Genomic DNA, 22,920 nt, shown 5'->3' with positions numbered 1-22,920 from the left:
TTATTTCTGTTCCTGTTTCTGGTGTTGTAGATTTTTTGGCGCAATCAGAAAGTCAGTCTCAATCAGATAATTGAGGATTTTGTGGGCATACGCTTTCATGGTCACCGGACGGGGGATGTCTGAGGATTCCAGTAACCCAAATGTCTGCTGTCCTTCTAATTCAGGGTTCACTTCATGCCGATAGACGGGATCAAGTGCCCTGTGTGGCTCTGGATCGGCATCTTTAATCAGGGGAATCAATGGGTACAGGTGGTGGCCGGGTGGAACAGCTAAGGCGCGTTTTCTGCCTTCCTCAAAAGGCACTATCTTGAATTTATAACCGAAGTCCTGAATCCAGTCGCAGAACTGACGAATAGAAACAGGGTCTGGGTTAAAGAGGTGGAAGAATTTACCCTGACTCTGGGGTTGCTGTGAAATATACACAATTGCAGCGGCAACATAGTCTACTGGCACGATATCAAAAATGCGTGGATAATCCGGCACAATACCCATTGGTAAAAAGCCGCGCAGTGCAACCAGCAAATAGTCGATGCTCTGTGATGCGCCTGTTTCGGTATGCCCCAAAATCAATCCGGGACGGAAAATACTCACGGGAATGCCACGTTGGCGAGCGAGGTTGGCAACGCCTTCGGCTACCCATTTACTGCCTGTATAACCAGCCGGAACGCCAACAGCGGATCTCAGCGGGCCGTCATCTTCCAGAAACGGTCTGGGAGTGTGTGTTGCCAGCAAAGTATCCACGGTAGAAACATAATGGACGCTTTTCAACCGGGCGGTGCATGCGAGCTCGAATACTGTCTGAGTACCGCCTACGTTGGTGGCTTTCAGCGCACTGTAGGGATAAACAAAGTTGACCAAAGCTCCATTGTGATAGATGACGTCCACATGGGTAGCCAGTGATTGCCATTGATCATCCGGCAGGCCAAAGTGAGGAAGTGCCAGATCACCGACTAAAAAATCAACCCGATGTAGTTCGGCTTCAATTTCAATGCGATATTTTTTCAGGCCTTCAACAATCCTTTCTTTGGCATGTTCACTGTTCTTGGCCCGGCATAGACAGATTATTTTGCTGGATGTCCGTTTCAGGAGTTGTTCTATCAGATATAGCCCCAAATAACCGGTGGCTCCGGTAAGGAATACCCATTCGGGCTGATACCAATTGGCGTGTGGCAGCCCTAGAGGTTGTATGTTGTCATCCAGCCGAATATCACCTTCCAGCGTTTGGGCATGTTGGCGGGCAAGGAGGGCTGATAAGCCTTCGCGACGATAAATCTCAATGGTTTCAGCCACAGCCGAAGGCGTAGGTACTCGGAAAAATTCGTGTAATGGGATCTGAACCTGATGCTGTGTTGCCAGTTTACCTGCCAGGCGGGTCAATAGGATGGATGTACCTCCTTGAGCAAAGAAATCAGTGTCAGGGGTGACTTCTGACAATCCCAGTATCTGGGCAAAATCTTGCATGATGGATTCTTCCAGCTTTGACGCGGGGGCTTGTCCTTTGAGCGTTATAGTTTCCGTTTTGGTTGGTGTTGCCAGTTCAACCAGTTTTAATAGATCCACTTTTCCGGTCGTAGTTCTGGGGAGTTTATCCATCAGCAGAAATTGGGCAGGCACCAAATAAGCCGGTAAGTGTTGGGATAATTGCCGGAGAATATCGTGGGCATCTGAATCTGCCTTTTGGTCTGAGGCTGCAATCAATCTTGCCTGCTCTGTTCCGGCGCCAATCGCAAAAACAACGACTTCACTGATACCCAAAATCTGACGTATCGCATAGGAAACTTCGTTAAGTTCAATGCGGTGTCCGCGGATTTTTACCTGATGATCACGCCGCCCCAGATAACTGATCGCTCCATTGGATAGACGACGTCCTATATCTCCAGTGGCATATAGACGGCCTGTAGAGAAAGGATTGGGCAGGAAACGCAGGGCAGTTTCCGTGGGCTTACCCAGATAACCACGAGCCAGACCTTTGCCTGCAATCATGATCTCGCCGGGGACGCCGCAGGGAACCAGATTAAGGGCAGGATCAACGATAAAGGCATCGACATTGCTCAGGGGATAACCGATGGGAATAGGGTCGTGTACATCATTCGGGACGGCATAAGCAAGTGCATCAATGGTGGTTTCTGTCGGCCCGTACAGATTGATGACCCGGGTTTGCCAGACGGTATGGAGTTTTTTCACCAAATCCACATTCAGGGTTTCACCGCCGCTGAGTACCAGCCTGATGGAATGACAGTTTTCTGCTTGTGGATGATCGACCAAGGCTCCCAGCAAGCTGGGCACACCTCCCAATATACTGATTTGGTGCTGTTTAATCAGGTTGATCAGGATGCTTGAATCTTCCATTGCTGCCGTATCTGCCAGCACAATGGTGGCGCTGTTGATGAGAGGCCAGAACAGTGCCCAGATACTGGGATCAAAACTGAATGAGTGGTTATGCAAGATGTTATCTTGTGGATATAAGGGCCAGGTTTGCTGACGCCATATTAAATTGTTGACCACTTGCTGGTGTTCAACCAGTACGCCTTTAGGTTGTCCGGTACTGCCGGAGGTATAAATAATGTACGCGGCATCTTTGTCTGATAAATTGTCTGATAAATTATCGGGAGTTTCCCAGCGAATTGACGTATCTAGGGTTTCTATGCAGAGTACAGGGATCTCTGGCCAGTCATGAGTGATTTGACCTTGTGAGGTGATGACCAATGAGCTATGACTGTTTTCCAATAAAAAGCGGATTCGTTCGCTGGGAAGGCGCGGGTCAATCGGGAGGAAGGCGTGACCTGTACGCAATACACCTAATACCGTAGTAACGAAATCAGCCGTTCTGGGGAGGCATATCGCAATAATTTGCTTTGCTTGCGTAATGTGTGACTGGATATTCGCTGCCACAGATTCAGATCGTTGCCATAATTCTGCATAGCTCAGTCGCTGAGTATCATCTACGATAGCGATATTGTCCGGCGCTGATTTTACTGTCTCCGCAACTAGATCAGTGAGTGTTATGTTCAGGGCTGGCGTTCTTTCTCCTCGTGAAATGGCCAGAATATTTTCCCGGGTTTTGTCTGATATCAGCAGCGCGGTTTCAAAAGACTGATCATGAGGAGTAGATAGCATCGCTATTAATGCTTCTGTCAGTGTATCGACCAGTTCTTTGGTCAAAATGTTGCAATCATAGTCCATCACCAGCGTCATCTCTTGCTCTCCCTCATGACAGGTGATGTAGAGATCAAGATCGCTGGATGAGAACAACGGGGGACATTCCAACATGGCTGTCTTGCTGTTTAGGTCACGGGATTGCGCAGTCTCGATATATCTCAGGCCGGTTTGGAAGTAAGGAGTCCGGCTTAGATCCCTTTTCGGGGGGCAGATTTCCAGCAGATTGGAAAATGAAACTTTATTTCCCGCCGCTAACTGCTCAGCAACTTGTTGGCTGATATCCTGTAGTGTGCTGTTTTCTGCCAGATCAACCCGGACGGGCAGGAATGTTTGCAGTGGGCCGATAACCGAGGAAAGGGCAGAATCACGAACTTTAACACCGCACACCGCAGCATGGGAGCCTTGCCAACGCATTAACACCGCAAGCCAGCACGAAATAAAATGTTCCGGGCTTTTTGTTCTCCATGTTTTCCCATGCTGAATGGTATGGATTTTTCGTTGTGTCAGTTTGATCTCCGGCCGCGGAAATTCAATCGGAATTTCGGTTGTGGCTGGAGCCTGAAGTTTTTGCCCCCATTGATAGATTGCACTTCTGACGGATTCATCGTTTATGTGGACTTGTTCTGCCTGAAAGGCCGCAGTCAAATCGCCCGCCGATAACAAGGGTAAATGGCTCTCTGGCAAACATATTGATTCGGCGATGAGTTTCAGTGAATCTTCATCCAGCGAGATGGGGTGGGCAGCCAAAAAAACATCATATTTTTCTTCAGAGAGTTTGCTGATGAAGATGCGGAGTAATGGGCCTTCATTCACATTAAAAGGTTGCTGAAGTTGTTTGATGATAAGCTCAGGTTCAGACGTTGTACCAACATCGGGTTCTTTTCCTGCATTTGCCGGAATATTTGCATCGAAAAATTCGAATTGTACCTGCCCTGTTGGCATTAATAGCCTGACTGGCTGGCCTGCCACTTCAATGAACAGGCTGCGCAGGGTTTCTGCTTTGGCCACTAGCTGGCTGAGATTAATTTGCACTGCGGCAATATCCAAGTGCCCTATTGCCTGATAGTGAGCCGTAATGGGCATCATATTGGCATCAGATAAGCGGGTCAGTAACCAGATCCTTTTTTGTTCTGTGGAAAGTGGATGTGCGCTGATTGCTCCCTGAGCCAACGGGTGTGAACGCAGTTCATCTTCGAAAGTGACCGTGTGTTTAGTTTGCACTATTTATTTCTCCTGATGATTTCTCCTGAACCTGAGAAGAGGATGGAGTGTGAGCATGATTGTTAAAGGTATTGAGTGCGATCGTGTTAAATTCCCAGTTGCCCTGAACTCCTTCAGTTTTTATTCCGGTGTCGAATTTCATGGATTCCAGAGTTGCTGCGATGCGGGCGATTGTCGGGGAAATATAAATATCTGCGATAGGGATGCGTTCCCCGAACGCTGTTTCAATACGCTCCACCATCTGGGCGACTAAAATGGAATGACCACCAAGCTGGAAAAAATCATCTGTAATCCCAAAGTGGTTTGTGCCAAGCAGTTGGCTCCAGACATCATGGATCTTGGCTTCCGCCTCATTTCTTGGCGCTATACTTTCAACAGTGGCATTGATGCGAATGGCATGAGACTGGAGGTGTTTTTTGTCCCGTTTACCATTATGTGTCAGGGGAATATCTGAAATACGGAAATATTCCGTGGGGATCCAGGCTTTTGGCAGATCGCGTTTCAGGGCATTAAGGGCTTGAGTCATCCATGCCTGTTCATCTTCGACATGCGTTGAAAAAATAATGAATGCCTGAAGTCGTGCGGCGTTTTCGCTTCGCTGAGAAGGGAGATATGCCGCAGCATCTTTGACGTTGGGCAGTTTCCTGAGTGCGACTTCGATTTCACCCAGTTCAATACGATGCCCGCGCAGCTTGATTTGATCGTCACGCCGACCGACATAGAGTAAGGAATTGTCCGGTAACATCCGTACCATATCACCAGTCAAATAGGCTCTTGCTCCTGTGGCAAAGGGATCAGGCAAGAATTTTCTGGCGGTTTCAGGCGCATTACCATAATAACCGGAACTGACCCCCAACCCTGAAATCATTAATTCACCCAGAAATCCTTTAGGAACAGGCTGGAGATGCTTATCCACGACCGTCAATTGTGTCCCTGCGATCGGCGCTCCCAAACGAATTGTACAACTCTGTGTACAACTCTGATTTGTCTGGGGCTGTATTTGGTATGCTGTTGACCAGATTGTTGTTTCCGTTGGGCCGTACAGATTCCATAATGTCATGCCGGGTTGACACAAACGGTCGGCTAAATCCTGAGGCAACTGTTCTCCGCCGCACAGCATGCGCAAGTTTTTTCGTGGTGACCAACCTGCCATCAAGGCCAGTGACCAAGTAATCGGTGTCGCTTGGGCCAGCGTTATTTCATGGTTGTTCAGGTATTCGATTAACTTGCTGCCATCACGCTGCGCTTCTGCCGGGGCAATGTGGACACTTCCACCGTGAACCAGCATTAACAGAAGTTCCAGCAGGGAGATATCGAAAGAGAAAGTGGTCAGAGCCAGCATCCGATCGCTGGAACTGATATTCAGCAGTTTACCAAATGCAGTCAACGTGGAGACAAGGTTGTCCTGACGAACCATGACAGCTTTGGGGTGCCCGGTCGAACCAGAGGTAAACATAATATAGCTGGCGGATGTGCCGACACGGGTTTCAGGTTGCGCAGTATGTTGCGGATAATGTTGCGGAGAATATTGCGGAGAATGGCACCATAGTGAAGCCATTGGGATAGGCTGCCATTGCCTGAAAGACTCAGGCATTGTTTCGTCTGCTATCAAAGTCACGTTGCTCAATCTTGAGAGCATTTCTTGCAGCCGAGACTCCGGCATGGTCACATCAAGGGGAATATAGACCGCGTCCAGTTGCCAGATGGCCAACATAGTAACAACCCACGCGACTCCACGTTTACCCATAACGGCAACATGGGAGCCGGCGACAATACCGTGTGTGTTCATCAATATGCCAGCCGCATGGATAATTTGCTGATTGAGTTCACGGAACGTTAGCTGGCGATGTTCGTCACTATATTCATCACTATATTCATCACTATATTCGTCACAATATTCGTCAAATAGCGCAAGTGCATCTGGTTGTTTTTTTGCCAGAATTGATAATTGACCGGGAATACTTTGGAATTCAGTCTCAAGATGGGCTGATACAACACGGGAATCACCATGGCCCATGCTTAATTCATTCAGTTGCAAGGGGGGCAGGTGAGCAAATTGCCTCAGAACCTGTTCCAACATACTTGAAATCTTAATCGCGGTTGAGGCATCAAGGACATCGGTAGCATATTCCAGAAAGCCTGTTGTATTGCGATCCTGATCCTCAAATAGGAACAGGGAAAGATCCAGACGAGAAGCGCCAGTATCTACATCGGAAAATGTTAAATGCAGTGATCCGGAATCAAAAAAATGCGGCGTATCCTGCTCATAGCCAAACAAGACCTGAAAAAGGGGAGGAAGTCCCGGAGCCCGGACATGCTCGATGGTACGCAGTATTTCAGGTAGCGGTGTCTCGCTATTATCAATCAAGTCAGAAAGTGTTCTTTGTATCTGTTTCAGATAATCTGTAACACTTTGTTCTTCATCATACTGGCTGCGAAAAACACAAATATTGGAGAGATAACCGATGACATTGCGTAATTCGGGTCTGATCCTGTTTGATGTTGGGATGCCGACCAAAATATCGTCTTGTTCTGTAATGCGGTGCAGGATAATACAGTATGCAGCTAAGAATACTGCTGCGGCTGAAACGCCTATTTGGGTTGCTCTTTGTCGTATCGACTGCCATTCATTATGATTAAAATTCAGCGGAATACGGGAGCCGGTGAAAGATTGTTTATCTTTTCGCTGTGTCATGGGCGCGACGTCGAGAACAGTAGAAGCGCCAGCTAACTGTGATCGCCAATAATCAATGCCTTGATGGGTAGTTTGTTTATTCCAGACAGCATAATCAGCGAATTGCAGGGCATCCGCGTCTATAAAATCGTGTCCCGTTTCATAGGCCATGAAAATTCTTTTCAGCAGCAATTGTAGTGATATCCCATCACAAACAATATGATGCGTGCTGAGGACTAATTCATGGTGACTCTGCCCTGTTTTTATCAGCAGTAAACGATAAAGCGGGGCTTGCCCCAGAAACCATTTTCGTTTTACTTCCATATTGATTAATTGCAATGCACTTGCAACATCATCAAGATAATTGATTGTGTGGATAGGCAGTGTGGCGGATGGTGAGACGGTTTGGCTCAGTTTTCCATTGGTATATGAAAAAGATGTTCTCAATATTTCCTGTGATGCCACGACCTGATTTACGGCCCGCTGGAGTTTAAGTACATCAAGATCACCATCAATGGAAACCCGGACGGCCATGGTATAAGCCAGTTGTGAATCTGGTGCCAGCTCATTAAGGAACCAAAGTTGTTCCTGACTGTGAGAAGCAGGAAAAACCATCGTCCGGTGTGTATTATTGTTCATACAACACTCCTGATTAATGATGAGAATTGTTTCGGTTTAGTCGTGGAATTGGAGTCGGCGCAGGTTGGGTATCCGCAGAGTTCAGTAGGTTGCCAATCAACTCTGCTTGCTGTCTTATGGTTGGCCTGATCCAGAGATCATGCAGTAGGATATGAATATTGAACTCATGCCTTAATAATCCGGTTAACTCGGTTAACACCAGAGAATGTCCCCCGATTTCAAGAAAGTTATCATTTGGGGCAGCATCTATACCGATCACTTGTTTCCAGCAGGCAGCGATGCGTTGCTCAATAGGTGACATTTCATAGTGGAAAGGGCGTGTTTGTTTGTTGGCTTGTAATAATTGAGTTCTGTCAATTTTTCCATGCTGATTTCTGGGTAACTCAGGTAGCAGGCAGAATTGTGAGGGAATGGCGTAAGCAGGTAATGAGCGCAGCAATTGCTGTTTTATCTGGTCAATGTGGATATATTCCTCTTGGATAGGTTCCGTAAGAACAATAAATGCCACGATATGCCGTTTTTGCCCTGTTCCTGTAATTAATACTGCGGATTCCCTGATATTATCAATATGCTGTAAACATCCCTGAATAGCGCCCAGTTCTACGCGAAAACCCCGGACTTTAACCTGATCATCCTTACGTCCGATGAAGTCAAGATTGCCATTTGGCAACCATCTGACGAGATCACCAGTGCGGTAGCAACGTTTCCCGTCGGGAGCCGGTAAAAAGGCGGCGGCGGAACGGGCAGCTTCATCGAGATAGCCTTGCGCGACACCCTCCCCATAAATCAATAACTCACCGATCACGCCAATACCGACGGGCGTAAGATCCTCATTCAAAACCTGTACATAAGTTCCCGCCAGAGGGATTCCAATGGTGATATCGTCGTCTTGATCCAGTACCAATCCTGTGGAGTAGGTTGTGGTTTCTGTCGGGCCATAAAGATTGACAATACGCACATCGGGCAGGATTTGACGCAAACGGAGATAGAGATTGCGAGTTAAAGGTTCACCAGCAAGGTTGATGACCTTTAATTTATTTTGCTGTTTGTTGTTGTGTAATAACCCCTGCTGCAATGAATTATGCTGTATCAGCGCTTCAATGGCGGAAGGCACCGTATTTATTAATGTGACATCTTTTATTATTGAGGGTTGCTCAATGATATTGATGACGGAGCGGATCATCTTGACACTGGCGCCGGCGACCAAAGGGGCAAACATTTCAAAGACAGAAAGATCGAAAGTGATTGGTGTGGCTGCCAGAGTGACGCTCAACTGATCATAATCATATTCTAGATTAGCCCAACGCATTAAATTGGCGGCATTGGTGTGGCTGATGGCGACACCTTTTGGTTGTCCTGTTGATCCACTCGTAAATAATATATAAGCGGTGTCGTGTAACTTGGAGAGATCTGCCAATTCTTCATCCTGTTTCCTCATAAGGTCGTCAATACCCCAGTGTTCCACCATGCCCGCTAAAATTGGCGCTGTGTTTTTCTGTGTAATGATTGCCTGACATTTGGCTTTTTCTACAATTGAACCATTCAGTTCAACTGAATTATCTGGACTGAGGGGAACATAGTTTCCGCCACAGGCCATGACAGCCAATAAAACAGGAATTAGGTTGATATCACGTGGTAGCAGAATCCCGACAGAGCGCCCGGATTTCAGTCCGTATGCCCGCAATGAACTGCTTATGTTTGCGATGCGTTTACCCAGTTCGCCGTAACTAATAGATTCGCTGGTAGATTCCGACTGGCTGAATATGGCTGGCCTGTCTGGAAATAACTGTATTTGCCGGATAACGGAAGCGATCAGCGTTTCTTCGATTTCAGGCAATTGCCTATGAGATTGCAGAAGGGATTCCTGTGTAGCCAAATACGCAGCTTGGTGTAATGGGCGTTGTGGCAATGCTGACAGATTTTCTTGTGGATACTGCACCATAGACTCAAGGATGTGTTGAAAAAGCTCAGCCATAGCTTGTGCCAGCCAGGCGGGATGCTGGGCAGGATCAATTTCAATCCGGCCGTACAGCCTGTTGTCATACTGGGTCATCAATACTGTATTGCTGAAAGGGCCAATACTGGTTGGCGCGATTACTGTGGATAGTGTCAGATCTTTCAGGTGTACTTTGCCATATCCCAGTAAAGCGGCAGCAACGCCTCTGGTCATGCCGGGAACATCTTGCTGAAAGATCACCGCTGAATTAGGAGGGGGAGGCTGTAACCCTTCTTGTGCCATCAGTTCGACCAGTTCGGGATAACCTCCCCCGCTGGTGGCATGTATGGCATTATGCAATAAGGTGCCAGTATTTTTTATATAGCTATGGATACTAATGTCTTCGGTACTGATGGGGAGGGTGACAGTATTGGCCAAATAACCCACTTCCTGATGATTATATTTATTTCTGCCATGCATCGTCACTGCAATAGGTACTCTTTGGCTCATACCCAACTTGGAAAGAGTGAGTGCTTGTGCTGCCAGAAAAATTGAATAGGGGGTTACGGAACACGTTTTGGCTAGCTCGTGTATTTTGGCTGTATATTCCACGCTGAGGCTAAAATGATGGGTTACCATTTTCCGGAAACCCGTTTTTCCGAAACCTGTTTTTCCTAAACTAAAAGCACTTTTGGTTTGCGGTGGCATCACTTTTAGAGGCAGAGAGAGAGACGCTTCTTGTGAAAGCACGGCGCGCCAAAAATCTCTATCAATGCTTGTTTGATGGCTGATATTAATTTTTTTCTGGGGGAGTTCAGAAGCGACATTATTCAAATTTTCTATCAACAGGCCAACAGACCAGAGATCCGCAATAGCGTGATGAACCCTGACCACCAAGTATAAATCATGATTTCCTGTTTCAATGATTTCTGCCTTAAATAACCGTTCTGACTCGATACTGATAATTTCGCGGTTTTCAGGGAGCAATACGTCAGATAACGATGAATCCGGGATTCCATCCAAAAAACGAATATGACAATACCCTGAAGTTTCAGGCGGTGTTTCCACAACCCAATATTTTCCATGCTGAAATTCAAAACGTTGTCTGAGTGACGAATGCCGCCTGACTATAGCATCAATGCGCGATTTCAATTGATGTGCAGAAAGGGAACCATCAATGCGAAAAGCAATTTCAAGAATTAAGCCAGGTAAATTTGGGTCGATTGCCTGTTGTAGGCATAACACTTCTTGCCGTGGTGTGGCTCGCTTTCCACTAATCATAATTGATAACTATTCCTTATGTTTAAATTTGATTGAAATTATAATTCTTGATTGATTATTTTTTTTAAATAAAGTCAATAATAAAAATACTCTTATGTTTCATAAATGTATTTATTTTTAAACTAGATTTATCATAATTGAGTACGTTTTTTGTTCTGATAGAATTTGACATTAGTCGTCGAAAGTCAACACAATTGGTTAGAATTTCTTTATTTAAAAGTGTTGGAGGGAGTCAGAAAATGTTAAATGCGGGAAAAACGAAGAGGGTGAAAAAAGGACCTGGTTTTATTGAAACTTTCGATCAAATAGCGCCTATCTATGAAGAAAAGTATGGCAATAAATTGAATTCTGCACATGAAGAATGCTTGAGTATCCTGAATAAAATGGATTGGACATCCTCGCCTCGCAGTATATTGGATATAGGTTGTGGAACCGGCGTTTTGCTGGAGCACCTACATACACGATGGCCACAGGCAGATTGTATTGGCATCGATCCAGCATCAGGAATGGTGGAAGAAGCGACTAAACGCAGACCATTCGCCCGATTTCTGGTGGGAATGGCGGAGGAACTGGCTTTTCCTTCAGACAGTATTGATTTAGTCGTGTGTTCCATGTCGTTCGGGCATTGGTATGATAAATCTGCCGGATTACATGAGATACGACGGGTTCTCCATGCTAATGGCTTGTTTTGTCTTATCGAAAATGCACCACCAGGGTGGGGCCTTAGATCTTTGATTAACTGGCTCATGGGCAGTCTGGGGAGCTACATACCCGAAACAGAAATTGTTCATCTTGCAGAGTCGGCAGGATTACAGAGAATTTATTCTATGACAACGGCCAGAAATATCATTGTTTCTGTTTTCCAACGTTCCAGTGGGGGGCACAGCTATCATGGGCAGTAATACTCGCATTACCCAACGTGTATTGGTTGTAGGGGCAGGGCCTGTTGGGCTGGCGGTTTCTGCGGCTCTTTCTGCGCAAGGTATTTCAGTTGACCTCATTGATAAACGGTCTGAAGCTTCCCCGCATTCGCGAGCCTTTGGGTTGGAGCCGATAACGCTGGAACTTTTGAACGCATGGGGTATTGCGGATGAAATGATACGTCAGGGGATCGTATGGGCGGAAGCTCCTGTCGGGGATAAGCAGGGGAGAACACTCTCATTTTCAACACTGGCGCTCGAATTCCCATACATGGTAATCATTCCGCAATCGTATACCGAAAGAGTGTTGACGGAGTGGGTAAACAAGGTTGGAGTCAATTTCAAAAGGGGATTGGAGCTTAAGACTTTGATGCCTGTTGGTGAAAAAATCGAGGTGGGAATGAAAGAAATCCGGTCACATTCAATAATCAAGGCAGAATATGATTGGGTTCTCGGTGCAGATGGTGTCAACAGTGTAGTGCGTCAATTGTTGGAGATTCCTTTCATTGGGCGGGATTATAAACATTCGTTGATTGTGGCGGATGTGATTTTGAATACCCCCCCATCTCCGGCGGTATACGCGCGTTCAGTTTCGAGGGGCTTGGTTGCACTCTTCCCATTACCTGATGGCACTTACCGCATTAGCATTGAAGATAATCAAAGAATGAATGTATCTGTCAATCAACCTGTTACCAGAGAAGAGATTGTCAGTAGTATGTCCGCCATTTTGGGACAGGATTTTGGTTTGGGTGATGTTTTATGGAGTGCTCGTTACAGAAGTAAGCAGAGGCTGGCAGAGCGGTATCGGGAAGGAAAGATATTCCTGCTTGGTGATGCTGCCCATACCCATGTTCCGGCTGGTGGTCAGGGGCTTCAGATGGGTATCGGTGATGCAGCTAATTTAGGTTGGAAATTAGCCGGTGTCATTCAGGGAACCTTATTGCCGTCTATTTTGGATTCTTATGAAAATGAACGCAGGCCGATAGCCAAAGCGGCATTGAAAAATACCGATTTACTGTTTAGTTTCAATACGGCAACAGGTATCTTGGGGCGCATGGTTCATTGGATTGGCGTACAGGCAACCAGAATCCCCTATGTTGAGAAAAAAGTTGTCAGAATGCTGGCTGGTGAAGATGTTCAATATCACTGTTTACGTCAGAAAGGTGACCATAAGCGAGTCGGTCAGCGTTTGCCTAATTTACTTTTACACCATGAAGGGGCGGAATATAAGCTGACAGAGGTGTTACGGAAACAGACGTTTGTATTGATACACAATCATGCACCGGAATTGGCATCTGCATTACAGTCATATTTTCAGGTTGCATCTCAAGAATTGATTATGGCCGAAATTATTTCCCCCAAAAACTTACTCCGTATTGGACAAATCGTTATTGTCAGACCTGATGGTATTGTTCTTTGGTTGGGAAATAACTTTACACAAGCAAAAGTCAGTTTAGATAGTTGGATAAAATGTTAGTTTATTATTTTTTACATCTTTTTGATGTGTAAAACTTGTGCCATAATATTAATGTGTATTGACGTAACAATCAAAAATCAGATAATACTCACCTGACAATGTTATTGTTTAATCAAGGGTTTTATTACTTTTTGGCTTTTAAATCCCCCAAATTGCTTAATGAAAGTGTAGTTGGATAACTATTTTAAAGTAATTTCACCAAGAAATAAGTTAAGTTGATTTTTTTCAAGTTGTTTAAATAAAAAATAAACTACACTTTCAAATAACCTTTTTTAATAACAGCTTTCTATATTGTACTAACGTCCCTATGATCAGAATAAGGAAATAATATGTCCCTAAAAAATACGCCCACTAGCTTTGGTCATATTTCTATTTTAACAGGACAGGGGGTACAAGCGGACATAGCGGGTATGATTCATCTTTATTTCGCTTGGATTGTGGTCGTGTTTTCCCTATTACATGGACTTGCCGCACTGAAACACCATTTTATTGATCATGATGTTACCTTAAAGAGAATGTTTGGTTATAAACCATAATTGAAATGACCTTTGGAGAATTATTATGCTGAACAAAAAGTTAATCTCCCTGATTATAGGGGGATTACTCATGAGCACAGGAAACGCATCGGCTGCTGATTATAAATTCGATAAAATAGGCCAACATGCCTTTATTGAATTCCGTATCCAACATTTGGGATTCAGTTGGCTTTATGGTGGTTTCAATAATTTTGATGGTAGTTTTACTTTTGATCCCCAAAATCCGGCTAAAGACAAAGTCAATGTGATGATTAAAACCGGTAGTGTCGATACCAGACATGCCGAACGGGATAAACATTTGCGCGGCCCTAATTTTTTGAACAGCTCAAAATACCCTGAAGCTAAATTCACGTCTACCAAAGTTAAGAAAGAAGGTGAGCGTTATCTTATTACCGGAGATCTTACTTTGAATGGTGTTACCAAGCCTGTCACACTAGATGCAAAATTAATAAATGCAGGAAATGATCCATGGGACGGATATCGTGCAGGTTTTGAAGCTACAGGTAAACTCAGGCTAAAAGATTTTAATATCAAAGAAGATTTGGGGCCGAAATCTCAGGAAGTTGAACTGATAATTTCGGTTGAAGGAGTGAAGGAAAAAGCCTAATTAAAAGAGCACGGCAGTAAGATCGTGCCGTGTTCTGTTGATTTAGACTATCAGCTTATTAATATACTCTACCCAATGGATTTCAAGTTATAGCTTTGTTGATTGCATCTTGAAATCCATTGGGTATATGTATTTTTTACCATTCGATTTCAGGTTATTACTTTAAATGATAGTCATATTTGGAAATTGTATTTTAAAAACTTAAAGGAATAGATAATTATGTCTAAATTTATGATTATGCGGAATAACAGAGCATTACTGAACGAAACTGTATTTTATCTGACTAAAGGGAATACGCTGACATTAAAGATTGATGGTTTAAATCTTAGCACGAAAAAACACCTTAAGTTTCAATCTAATAATACTCTGGTGTCTGTTTACCAGCGCGATAATCCACTGCTCAGAGAACAAACTCTGCAAATAACAGCCTTGAATATGGGGATCAGTATCGTCAGGGCAATAGATACCAATTTAAGTTACTGCTCCGACTTTGCGGCAGGAGTCGCCGAAGATTGCTTTCCACCATTAACGATTAATGTTTTGTCTAAAATAGAAATTCCGGAAGGTTTGACTGCTGAACAAAAGGCAATGTTAATGGTGTTGTTGGCGGAGACTACATTACCGACATCAAAGGTGATTAAGTATAACGAAGCTGATGCTAAAAAGACTATGCAATATATGCATGATGTTCTATTGAACAGAGTTCAATCTCCCAAAGCACATGAACTTGATGTACCTAGACAGGGAAATAAATTAATTGGTTTGATTTCTGGGCCGCGGACAATAGAAGGTTTTTCTCAATACCCCAAAATTAAAACTTCTATAAAAGATAGAATTGATTATATTATATCAGCTTCAAATGATGGTACCAATCCGGAGTTTTTAACTTATCGTCGTTTAGTTAATAATGCCATTGATATAGCAAAAAGTAATAAAATATCTAATCCGGAAGTTATTGCATGGAGGACTGATGGTTCTGGACATCCCGGAAAGAATTTTATAGAAATATTTTCTCTTCAAGGTCAAAGATTTTATAAATTATCGAAAGAATATATTAAATAAGAGAGCTAATATGAAATATTTAATTGGTTTTTTTATTATTTATTTTTCCATTAGTGCTTTTTCAAAGCAAAGTGGTCTGGATTTTAAAGGTTGGGAAAAAACGGGGCAATGGGGTATCTATAACTTAAAGCCAGATAATCATTTTAGTCCCCTAAAAATAAATAACTATAGAGATAATTATTTATCTTCTTTTAGTTACCTGATTAAACTTTTCCATAAAGAAAATGTAGAAAACAAATTCTGTATTATTGGTTACAAGTGGGATAAAACGAAAGAACATGAAGGGATTGAAAGAACAATTGTTTTTTGGAAAACGGCTAACCAGCTTATATCTTGGGACTTGCCAGATGGTGAACATTATGAAAAATATAGAACAATTGTTTTAAGTAAGCCTTTTATTGATATCAGCGAATCTGTTGTGCCTTATAAAGAAGCTGAAGGCGCACAAGCTTTATGGGCTAAAGAAGGTGTCATTCAGCTTATTGAAGATTGTGAACTACATGGACAAAAAATCACGATAAAGCCTTCTGAGGTAATTAAATTTAAATAATAGTGAAACTGCTCGTAACCTACGAGCAGTTTTTTTAAACAATAAACGCTATAAAGGTTCGATGGTTTATTTTGTCTCGTTCTGATCTTTCCACCACCGATACAGCGCATCAATATCCGATGAAGTCATCAATTTCATCGTTGTCTTAAGTTGTTCCAGCGGCCAGTTCCACCACTGCATTTCCAGCAGCAAGGCGATATGCTCATCAGAAAAGCGTTTGCGGATCACTTTCGCCGGATTGCCGCCAATAATGCTGTAAGGCTCTACATCTTTAGTTACCAGAGCACGAGTGCCAATAGCCGCGCCATCGCCAATTTTTATCCCCGGCATAATAATCGCTTCTGCGCCAATCCAGACGTCATTACCGACAATGGTATCCCCCATCGGTTGGTAGCCATTCTCTGCATCAGCAAAGGCAGGTTCTTCCGACATATAGAAAAACGGAAATGACGACACCCAATCCAGTCGATGTCCTTGATTACCCGCCATCATGAAAGAGGTGCCTGTGCCAATGGAGCAGAAACTGCCGATGATAAGCTTATCGACATTGGTTAAATCAGGTAATAAGTAACGGGCACATTCGTCGAATGAATGACCGTGATAGTAACCGGAATAGTAGCTGAAACGGCCAACCTGAATATTGGGATTGGTGACCTGTTCCGCTAATGTTTTTCCTTTATAAGGATTGTCAAAGTAGTTTTTCATAGGATACTTATTGTTATTTATAGTTGATTTTTAGGGGCTAAATATTAGCTGAAAACCATGTACTGACGGTCGGATTCGATTTCAGTCAGTGGCTCGACTTCCTGCAATATCGGTTTACAGCGTGTTACGAGTTCCTGATATTCATGGATATTGACTTGTTCCTCCAAAGCGCCGGTAATACGCCGCTGCGGGTTGAGGTAGCTGACCAATGGTCGTTTCACAGTTTTCGTTGACGTAGCGTGTTGCGGCAAGGTCAATGTGCTGATAGATGTTGATACATAAGTTACGGGCAATTTGCCCTTCCCATTGTACAGGGAGCAGAGCATCGGGCAGCAGAGGATCGCGCAGTACCACACGGCGGTAAAAGTGGATGAGCAGCAGGCGTAGCTGGAAACAGCGTTCTGGTGTCAGATCGTCTTCATGGCAATCTCGTAGCAGAGTCATCAGGGGGCGGAAGGAGACGATAAATTCGTGATAGTGCTGTGATACCTGATCCAGTGACCAACTGGCGGATACGCGTTCTTTCAGACTTTGTTCTGAACGCGGATAAGGATAATCAGCGCGGAAATAGATGACAGAATCGCTGGCGTTGAGTTCGCCCAATAGGGCGGGGATGTCACGTTGAGAGCTGCTTGGCGCCGCCATCAGGGTACTGTTGAGTTGACCGAATCCAAGCCAGCTCAGCTCTTTTTTCAGGCGGGTACGCTCATCTTTGGCCGCTCCTTCCAGTAACAGTAGATCCCATTTGCCATCCCATGCGGGCTGTTCGCTGAGATATATTTTGCTTTCTGCATGGCGAAATTGATTCATGCCGCGTTCAGTTATGCGGTAATAACTGCGTCGTCCCAGTTTTTCTACTTCAAGCCAACCCTCTTTTTGCAGGCGAAATACGGATGTTCTCACGAAACGATCACTGAATCCCAACGGTTCTAACAGCAGACTCAGGCTGCCAAGCCATACTTCTCCGCCACGATGGCTGAGTGCATCCCCATACAGGGAGATGATCAGCGATGTTCCGCTGATAGGCTGAGCATCAAGGGCATGCCGGATAAAGTCGTCGAGTTTGTATGTCATATTTTTCTGTGATCTTATCAAAAGTGTGTCATGACATTAGCATAACTAACCTTAGTTCTGTTTAAGAATAGCAATATTATCATCACGTAGATTCAAACTCAGTTTCTTAGGAACAAAAACGAGCCGTTACACCCAGTATATTATTTCAACTGCTCTTGTGAGTAAAAATGGGAGCTTTACTGCGTTGAAAAGCAATTTAGCTCCCTGATTAATCCTTTTTGAGAATAAAATTAATCGTTCTCGTGAGTTATATCAAAATAAGCAACTTCTGATAAAGAACACTCTTCTGCTGATATAATTGATGCTGCAATGAAAACAGCAGGTTTTTTGTGTTTATCAATATATGGGATAGTTATTTCTAGTGTTTGAGTATATAACTGTCCCCAGTCTTGGAATGTAATTGGCTTATTTCCTTTTACCAATTTTGTTCTTTCAATTAGGGAAGAAGTTGCTTTCATTCGGTCAAGCTGTTTATTTTTATCGAATGCTGCATCTATCACTTTTTGAGTAGCCCAAGATTCGGCTGTGGCACAATAATCCAAAGCTTCTTTTGTTTCATCTTTCGTTGAAGATAATGCAATACCAGGAACACATAGCATTGCTAGTAAAATGAATTTTTTCATACTATTCCACCACTAACTCTCTATCTATAGAGCTGATTATTTCCCTTCTCGCATCTGGCCCAACAACTATACAACCTTCTGATGCTTCTCCCGGGGTTTCTCTACTATCGCCGTGAATTCTAAAAAGGTTTCTTCCATACATATTATTACAATTGCAGGGTTCTAAAATGATAGTCATCGGCCCTTTGCTGCTTGTATATCCCCCTATAGTATATCGTCCTCTGGGGATAGGGCCTTTCCCGCGTACTGATTCTGATGAGGGATTGTTCTTATGCTTCCCTTTCCCACTATAGCCGCCACGATAAACTAATTTATCGTTATGATATAAGTCACCTGAGTATTGATGATAAGTCCAAACCATTTAAAATTCCTTTTTAGATCTCTATAGAGAGTAAATATGACGTTATTTTTTACATGATACTCAGCACATTGAATAAAAGTCATTAAATGTACTTATATATCCTATCATCCATTTGTTCTAATGTTCAATATCCATTAACATTAATTCTTGGATAATAATGTCAACAAACATTAATATTTGTATGAGAATATTCTATTTTATATTTTTAATTTCATTTAACTTAATTGAAGTTGGATTTAGGTCAATCTAATCTAATCTAATTTTAATTTAACTGTAGATCATAGATTTATTGGATTGCAGGCCGTTATAGATATATCGGTCGTCCTGAAATCTAGAAGGCGCCAATATTCTTAAGAAAAATACCATTGAGTACCACCGCAGTTCGCATCATTGAATTTGCGGTGGCAAAAGGTTATTCATGTGGCCGGTTGTCGATGACCCGAACGGCCTTGCCTTCTGAGCGGGGGATGACGCCACAGTTGACGATACTGACATCGGTACTGATTCCCACCATCGATTTAATGTGATGACGTAATTGATGACAGATATCGCAGCGTTGTTGATAATTGCAGCGTTGTTGATAATTGAATAGTTCTGGCTTTTTCAACTCTATTTTATGAAGTACTTGTAACATGAAAAATAACGATTTCAGAGATGAATTTATCATCTCTTTCCTAAGAGGAATTTTAGTCAACTTTACCCATTTTATCAGTATGTTGAATATTGAGATAATTCATCTGAGTCATAGAGTTTCTCCTGGATTAGAAGCTCTATTTCTACATAATTGGCTGGGAGTTAGTTGTTTGGCTCGCTCCAAGGTATTTGTGAGATAAAAATATCAGCTAAAGCATCCACTACTACTCGTACTTTTGGAGACAAGTGCCTATTTTGGGGCCATACAGCATGAATTGGGAATCCCTGAGTCTGGACTTCAGGCAGTAATCTTACCAACTGCCCATTCTGAAAGTATTTGGAAACTAACCAATCTGATAACAGAACAATTCCATGACCATGTAGTGCAGCATCTAATATTGTCTCACTATGGTTGGAACTAATACGTCCTTGAACTTGTATGGCTTTACTGTTGCCTTTTTCATCAAGAAAATACCAAGGAAGAGTGCGGCCGCCATTCCCAAAAGTAATACATTGGTGCTTCATTAAATCGTTTATCACGCGGGGATAACAAAACCTTTTTAAATACTGCGGGCTTGCGCATACTACGGATTTTTGCATCCCTAAGGGTCTTGCTATAAGAGTTGCACTTTCATGTAATTGACCGATCCTTATTACTAAATCTACACCTTCATCAATCAAATTAATCCGACGATCAGTTAAGCTTACGTCTAACTCAAGCTCAGGATATTTTTCCACTATATTCAACAGGATCGGTAGAACCCAACGTTTTCCAAAGACCACTGGCATGTCAACACGTAATTTTCCTGAAGGGGCGATTTTACGTGTTGAAACCTCCAACTGAGCATTTTCAAGTTCGGCTAAAGCGCGTGAACATCCCTTACTATATGCTTGGCCTTCATCTGTTAGGCTTAATCGCCGGGTTGTTCGATTAAACAAACGCACACCAAGACGAGTTTCCAGCCGGGAAATGCTCTTGGCTACGCCTGACTTTGACATGTTAAGTTTTTCTGCCGCAAGCGTAAAACTACCAGCTTCCACGACATGTAGGAATACAACAGTATAACGAAAAGGATCAGAAGATGTCATCTTTTAAAACCTAATTGACGATTTTTTGTCAACTTACTTATGAGGAATTTGCTATATATTATACATTGATTCTTAAATAAAATAGAAAATTAATAGCGTACTCTAATGCCTTAGGTGGGAGTAATAAGATGATGAATTCGCATGTTGACCCTGGCACGACTCTATCACAAAAGCTCTTATTTCTATTGGCCTTAGGTGCCGGGCTTGGAGTTGCTAATGTCTATTACCTTCAACCCGCCTTACATCTTGTACAGTCAGAGTTTTATGTTGGAGCAGAGCGTATTGGTCTAGTACCGACGTTAACCCAGATTGGCTATGCCGCAGGTATGCTATTCCTTGCTCCATTGGGAGATGTCCTCTCCAGAAGAAATATGATTTTTGCAAAGACGCTATTTCTTGCACTAGCGCTCACTTTGGCTGCTTTAGCCCCTAATCTAACCTCATTGATTATTGCTGGAATCGCTATTGGATTGCTGAGCAGTGTTGGGCAAGATTTCATATCTGTTGCAGCTCAACTATCCCCTGAATCTCGGAGAGGACATGTAGTTGGTACTGTCACTACTGGTTTACTAATCGGTATATTGCTATCGCGTACTTTGGGTGGATTGATATCAGACCTTTTGGGATGGAGAGGTATGCAACTTATAGCAGCAGGATTAATGCTCGCTATAGCCCTATTAGTACGAAGTCGCCTTCCTGTTTTACCTCCTGTTCTTAATAACATTAAATACAATAAATTGCTCAGAAGCTTATGGGATCTGTGGCAACAGCATCGTTCACTAAAACTTGCTGTAATGACTCAAGCACTATTGGCATCAACACTTGGTGCGTTTTGGTCTACTTTGGCAATAGTTCTTGCATCTTCTCCTTATAACCAGAGTGCAAGCGTAGCCGGGGCTTTTGGTATCGCCGGTGCCGCTGGAGCATTGGGAGCGTCTATTTTTGGACGAATTGCTGACAAAAAAGGTCCACTATTGGCAATACGATTAGGGTGTGGGCTGGTATCCATTTCATTTATAGGTATGTGGTTTTTACCTAGTTCACTGGTCACTCTTGCTATAGGAGCAATGACATTTGACTTGGGTGTGATGGCTGCATTGGTATCCCATCAATTTATCGTTAACAGTGTAGATCCTAATGCTCGTAGTAGGCTCAATGGATTATTGATGACTGGCGCTATGTGCGGCATGGCTGTTGGTGCTGCCGCTGGAAGCTTTGTATGGGCCAACTTTGGTTGGGGCGGTCTATGCGCATTTTGTCTGTTTGCTAGCCTATTGGGGTTAGTTCTTTCATCCTTCCACAATAACAATGGAGTATTTAAACATGGTTAACTACATTGAAGAGCAGCTAATTCGCCCTCCCTATATTACGGCCAGACCTGGTACACATGAGCCATTAACAGTAGTGTGTTCTTTTCTTTCTCGAGCAGATAATACTCCATTATCAGAAAGAAGTTTCGCCGATGGACATTTATTAGACCACAATAATAATGTTATCGTTGATCCATCAGAGAATCCTTCGGACAATGCATTCGAAGGAAAACCTAATATAAATTTTGAGCATTGGGGGGAATATTGGAGAAAAGTACATGGAGCTCGTTTCATCCACCCAGAAACTGATGTGGATGTCAGTATTCTGGAAAAGCTTATCCGTTATGACCAGCTACATCGTTTAGCCGCTGGACCAACCCAAACGGATACAGTGCCTTATCGTGTTCCTGTAGACGAAAGTGGAAAATTATGGTCCACAGTTATTGGCCATATTGAACCGTACCGCCGTCCAGATTGGGATGGTATTGCCTATTTAAACTTTTCAAGTGAAGAGGATATTCCATTACTGCTAGGCAGTGAGCGAGTGGTACAAAAAATCCTACCAGAAGATAAAACTATTTTTCGCGATATCGCTCCACTCCTATCAAAACAATACATCGTAATTCCTAGCGAGCATGGGAATGAGGCAATCACGTTAGTAAAAACTCATCAGAGGCGATCAAATATCGATAGGATTGAGTTTCAAGAATGGTGGTTAGGCAAATATGCTGCAGAAGTACATAAACGAAATGAAGAAACAAAAATTATCAAACGGTATGTGCAGCTGCATAATATTGGTCCGACGGAAGAAGGACAACCATTTTACCACAAATACACTTCTTCTCTTGACGGTGTATCATTATTAAGCTTTTCCAGTATAAATGATTTAGAAGACTATCTGAGAAGCCCTCTGTATCAGGATTTGATAGCTTTTGAAGCTACTAAGAACGAGATTACTGAGTATTGGACATCTACTTCTATTACTCTCGTTAATCGTATTTGCCCAGAATATCCCACTCATAAAAAATAAATAGGATACTGTGATAATCAGAACCACCCGCAT

At 43.3% G+C, this 22,920-nt stretch carries 15 protein-coding genes and 2 pseudogenes; 8 read left to right on the top strand and 9 right to left on the bottom strand.

Annotated features, from left to right (window positions below):
- From FE394_RS09240 to FE394_RS09230, 3 genes are read right to left on the bottom strand one after another with little or no spacing between them, the layout of a single operon-like run.
- Positions 1 to 4,380, bottom strand: coding sequence for an amino acid adenylation domain-containing protein (locus tag FE394_RS09240; protein ID WP_319926105.1), 4,380 nt, complete (start codon positions 4,378 to 4,380; stop codon positions 1 to 3).
- The gene (locus FE394_RS09235; RefSeq protein ID WP_319926104.1) at positions 4,370 to 7,693 is read right to left on the bottom strand and encodes a non-ribosomal peptide synthetase; all 3,324 of its coding nucleotides are present in this window, start codon (positions 7,691 to 7,693) and stop codon (positions 4,370 to 4,372) included. The genes FE394_RS09240 and FE394_RS09235 overlap by 11 nt, the downstream gene beginning before the upstream one ends.
- A gap of 13 nt (positions 7,694 to 7,706) precedes the next feature.
- The gene (locus FE394_RS09230) at positions 7,707 to 10,910 is read right to left on the bottom strand and encodes an amino acid adenylation domain-containing protein (RefSeq protein ID WP_319926103.1); all 3,204 of its coding nucleotides are present in this window, start codon (positions 10,908 to 10,910) and stop codon (positions 7,707 to 7,709) included.
- Between the two features lie 266 nt (positions 10,911 to 11,176).
- Between FE394_RS09230 and FE394_RS09225 the strand changes: the two genes are divergently transcribed.
- The 6 genes and pseudogenes from FE394_RS09225 (at position 11,177) to FE394_RS09200 (ending at position 16,062) form a co-directional block, all read left to right on the top strand.
- Positions 11,177 to 11,812 carry a class I SAM-dependent methyltransferase gene (locus tag FE394_RS09225; protein WP_319926102.1) on the top strand — a complete coding sequence of 212 codons (636 nt, stop codon included), beginning with the start codon at positions 11,177 to 11,179 and terminating at the stop codon, positions 11,810 to 11,812.
- Positions 11,802 to 13,307 carry an FAD-dependent monooxygenase gene (locus tag FE394_RS09220; protein ID WP_319926101.1) on the top strand — a complete coding sequence of 502 codons (1,506 nt, stop codon included), beginning with the start codon at positions 11,802 to 11,804 and terminating at the stop codon, positions 13,305 to 13,307. The genes FE394_RS09225 and FE394_RS09220 overlap by 11 nt, the downstream gene beginning before the upstream one ends.
- 380 nt (positions 13,308 to 13,687) lie before the next feature.
- Positions 13,688 to 13,843: pseudogene (locus FE394_RS09215) on the top strand (cytochrome b); the annotation flags it as partial.
- A gap of 25 nt (positions 13,844 to 13,868) precedes the next feature.
- Positions 13,869 to 14,450, top strand: coding sequence for a YceI family protein (locus FE394_RS09210; RefSeq protein WP_319926100.1), 582 nt, complete (start codon positions 13,869 to 13,871; stop codon positions 14,448 to 14,450).
- 219 nt (positions 14,451 to 14,669) lie between these two features.
- Positions 14,670 to 15,512, top strand: coding sequence for a hypothetical protein (locus FE394_RS09205; RefSeq protein ID WP_319926099.1), 843 nt, complete (start codon positions 14,670 to 14,672; stop codon positions 15,510 to 15,512).
- Between the two features lie 10 nt (positions 15,513 to 15,522).
- Complete coding sequence (locus FE394_RS09200; protein WP_319926098.1) at positions 15,523 to 16,062, top strand: hypothetical protein; 540 nt, start codon at positions 15,523 to 15,525, stop codon at positions 16,060 to 16,062.
- A 66-nt stretch (positions 16,063 to 16,128) separates the two neighbouring features.
- Here the strand turns inward: FE394_RS09200 and catB are convergent, their stop codons facing one another.
- The 6 genes and pseudogenes from catB to FE394_RS09165 all read right to left on the bottom strand — a co-directional run bounded on the left by catB (position 16,129) and on the right by FE394_RS09165 (position 20,547).
- Positions 16,129 to 16,767, bottom strand: a complete 639-nt coding sequence (catB, locus tag FE394_RS09195) for a type B chloramphenicol O-acetyltransferase (protein ID WP_319926097.1) — start codon at positions 16,765 to 16,767, stop codon at positions 16,129 to 16,131.
- Positions 16,768 to 16,908: 141 nt separating this feature from the next.
- On the bottom strand, positions 16,909 to 17,841 hold the full coding sequence (paaX, locus tag FE394_RS09185) for a phenylacetic acid degradation operon negative regulatory protein PaaX (RefSeq protein WP_319926096.1): 933 nt from the start codon (positions 17,839 to 17,841) through the stop codon (positions 16,909 to 16,911).
- Between the two features lie 230 nt (positions 17,842 to 18,071).
- Positions 18,072 to 18,464: a hypothetical protein gene (locus FE394_RS09180; RefSeq protein WP_319926095.1), complete on the bottom strand. Its 393-nt coding sequence runs from the start codon at positions 18,462 to 18,464 to the stop codon at positions 18,072 to 18,074.
- Position 18,465: 1 nt separating this feature from the next.
- A complete protein-coding gene (locus tag FE394_RS09175; RefSeq protein WP_319926094.1) occupies positions 18,466 to 18,825 on the bottom strand; it encodes a tlde1 domain-containing protein in 360 nt (119 codons plus the stop codon).
- Between the two features lie 412 nt (positions 18,826 to 19,237).
- Positions 19,238 to 19,393: pseudogene (locus FE394_RS09170) on the bottom strand (acyl-CoA synthetase family protein); the annotation flags it as partial.
- A 227-nt stretch (positions 19,394 to 19,620) separates the two neighbouring features.
- Positions 19,621 to 20,547 (bottom strand): LysR family transcriptional regulator, encoded by a 927-nt coding sequence (locus tag FE394_RS09165; protein WP_319926093.1) that lies wholly within the window; start codon positions 20,545 to 20,547, stop codon positions 19,621 to 19,623.
- Positions 20,548 to 20,675: 128 nt separating this feature from the next.
- Here FE394_RS09165 and FE394_RS09160 point away from each other — a divergent pair, with 128 nt between their 5' ends.
- Entirely contained in the window at positions 20,676 to 21,878 is a 1,203-nt protein-coding gene (locus FE394_RS09160; protein WP_319926092.1) for an MFS transporter, read from the top strand.
- Positions 21,871 to 22,887: a hypothetical protein gene (locus FE394_RS09155; protein ID WP_319926091.1), complete on the top strand. Its 1,017-nt coding sequence runs from the start codon at positions 21,871 to 21,873 to the stop codon at positions 22,885 to 22,887. Before FE394_RS09160 ends, FE394_RS09155 begins: the two co-directional genes overlap by 8 nt.
- Positions 22,888 to 22,920 lie beyond the last annotated feature (33 nt).

Source organism: Xenorhabdus littoralis (assembly GCF_033949345.1).
GTDB classification, from domain to species: Bacteria; Pseudomonadota; Gammaproteobacteria; order Enterobacterales; family Enterobacteriaceae; genus Xenorhabdus; species Xenorhabdus littoralis.
The sequence above is the reverse complement of the archived record's forward strand: the minus strand, read 5'-3'. Positions and strand labels throughout refer to the sequence as shown.

Bases quoted from the DNA above. Each gene is read 5' to 3' on its own strand.
- FE394_RS09205 (WP_319926099.1), top strand. From the start codon at position 14,670: ATGTCTAAATTTATGATTATGCGGAATAACAGAGCATTACTGAACGAA.
- FE394_RS09235 (WP_319926104.1), bottom strand. From the start codon at position 7,693: ATGAACAATAATACACACCGGACGATGGTTTTTCCTGCTTCTCACAGT.
- FE394_RS09230 (WP_319926103.1), bottom strand. From the start codon at position 10,910: ATGATTAGTGGAAAGCGAGCCACACCACGGCAAGAAGTGTTATGCCTA.
- FE394_RS09220 (WP_319926101.1), top strand. From the start codon at position 11,802: ATGGGCAGTAATACTCGCATTACCCAACGTGTATTGGTTGTAGGGGCA.
- FE394_RS09210 (WP_319926100.1), top strand. From the start codon at position 13,869: ATGCTGAACAAAAAGTTAATCTCCCTGATTATAGGGGGATTACTCATG.
- FE394_RS09175 (WP_319926094.1), bottom strand. From the start codon at position 18,825: ATGGTTTGGACTTATCATCAATACTCAGGTGACTTATATCATAACGAT.
- FE394_RS09200 (WP_319926098.1), top strand. From the start codon at position 15,523: ATGAAATATTTAATTGGTTTTTTTATTATTTATTTTTCCATTAGTGCT.
- FE394_RS09180 (WP_319926095.1), bottom strand. From the start codon at position 18,464: ATGAAAAAATTCATTTTACTAGCAATGCTATGTGTTCCTGGTATTGCA.
- FE394_RS09155 (WP_319926091.1), top strand. From the start codon at position 21,871: ATGGTTAACTACATTGAAGAGCAGCTAATTCGCCCTCCCTATATTACG.
- FE394_RS09165 (WP_319926093.1), bottom strand. From the start codon at position 20,547: ATGACATCTTCTGATCCTTTTCGTTATACTGTTGTATTCCTACATGTC.
- paaX (WP_319926096.1), bottom strand. From the start codon at position 17,841: ATGACATACAAACTCGACGACTTTATCCGGCATGCCCTTGATGCTCAG.
- catB (WP_319926097.1), bottom strand. From the start codon at position 16,767: ATGAAAAACTACTTTGACAATCCTTATAAAGGAAAAACATTAGCGGAA.
- FE394_RS09160 (WP_319926092.1), top strand. From the start codon at position 20,676: ATGATGAATTCGCATGTTGACCCTGGCACGACTCTATCACAAAAGCTC.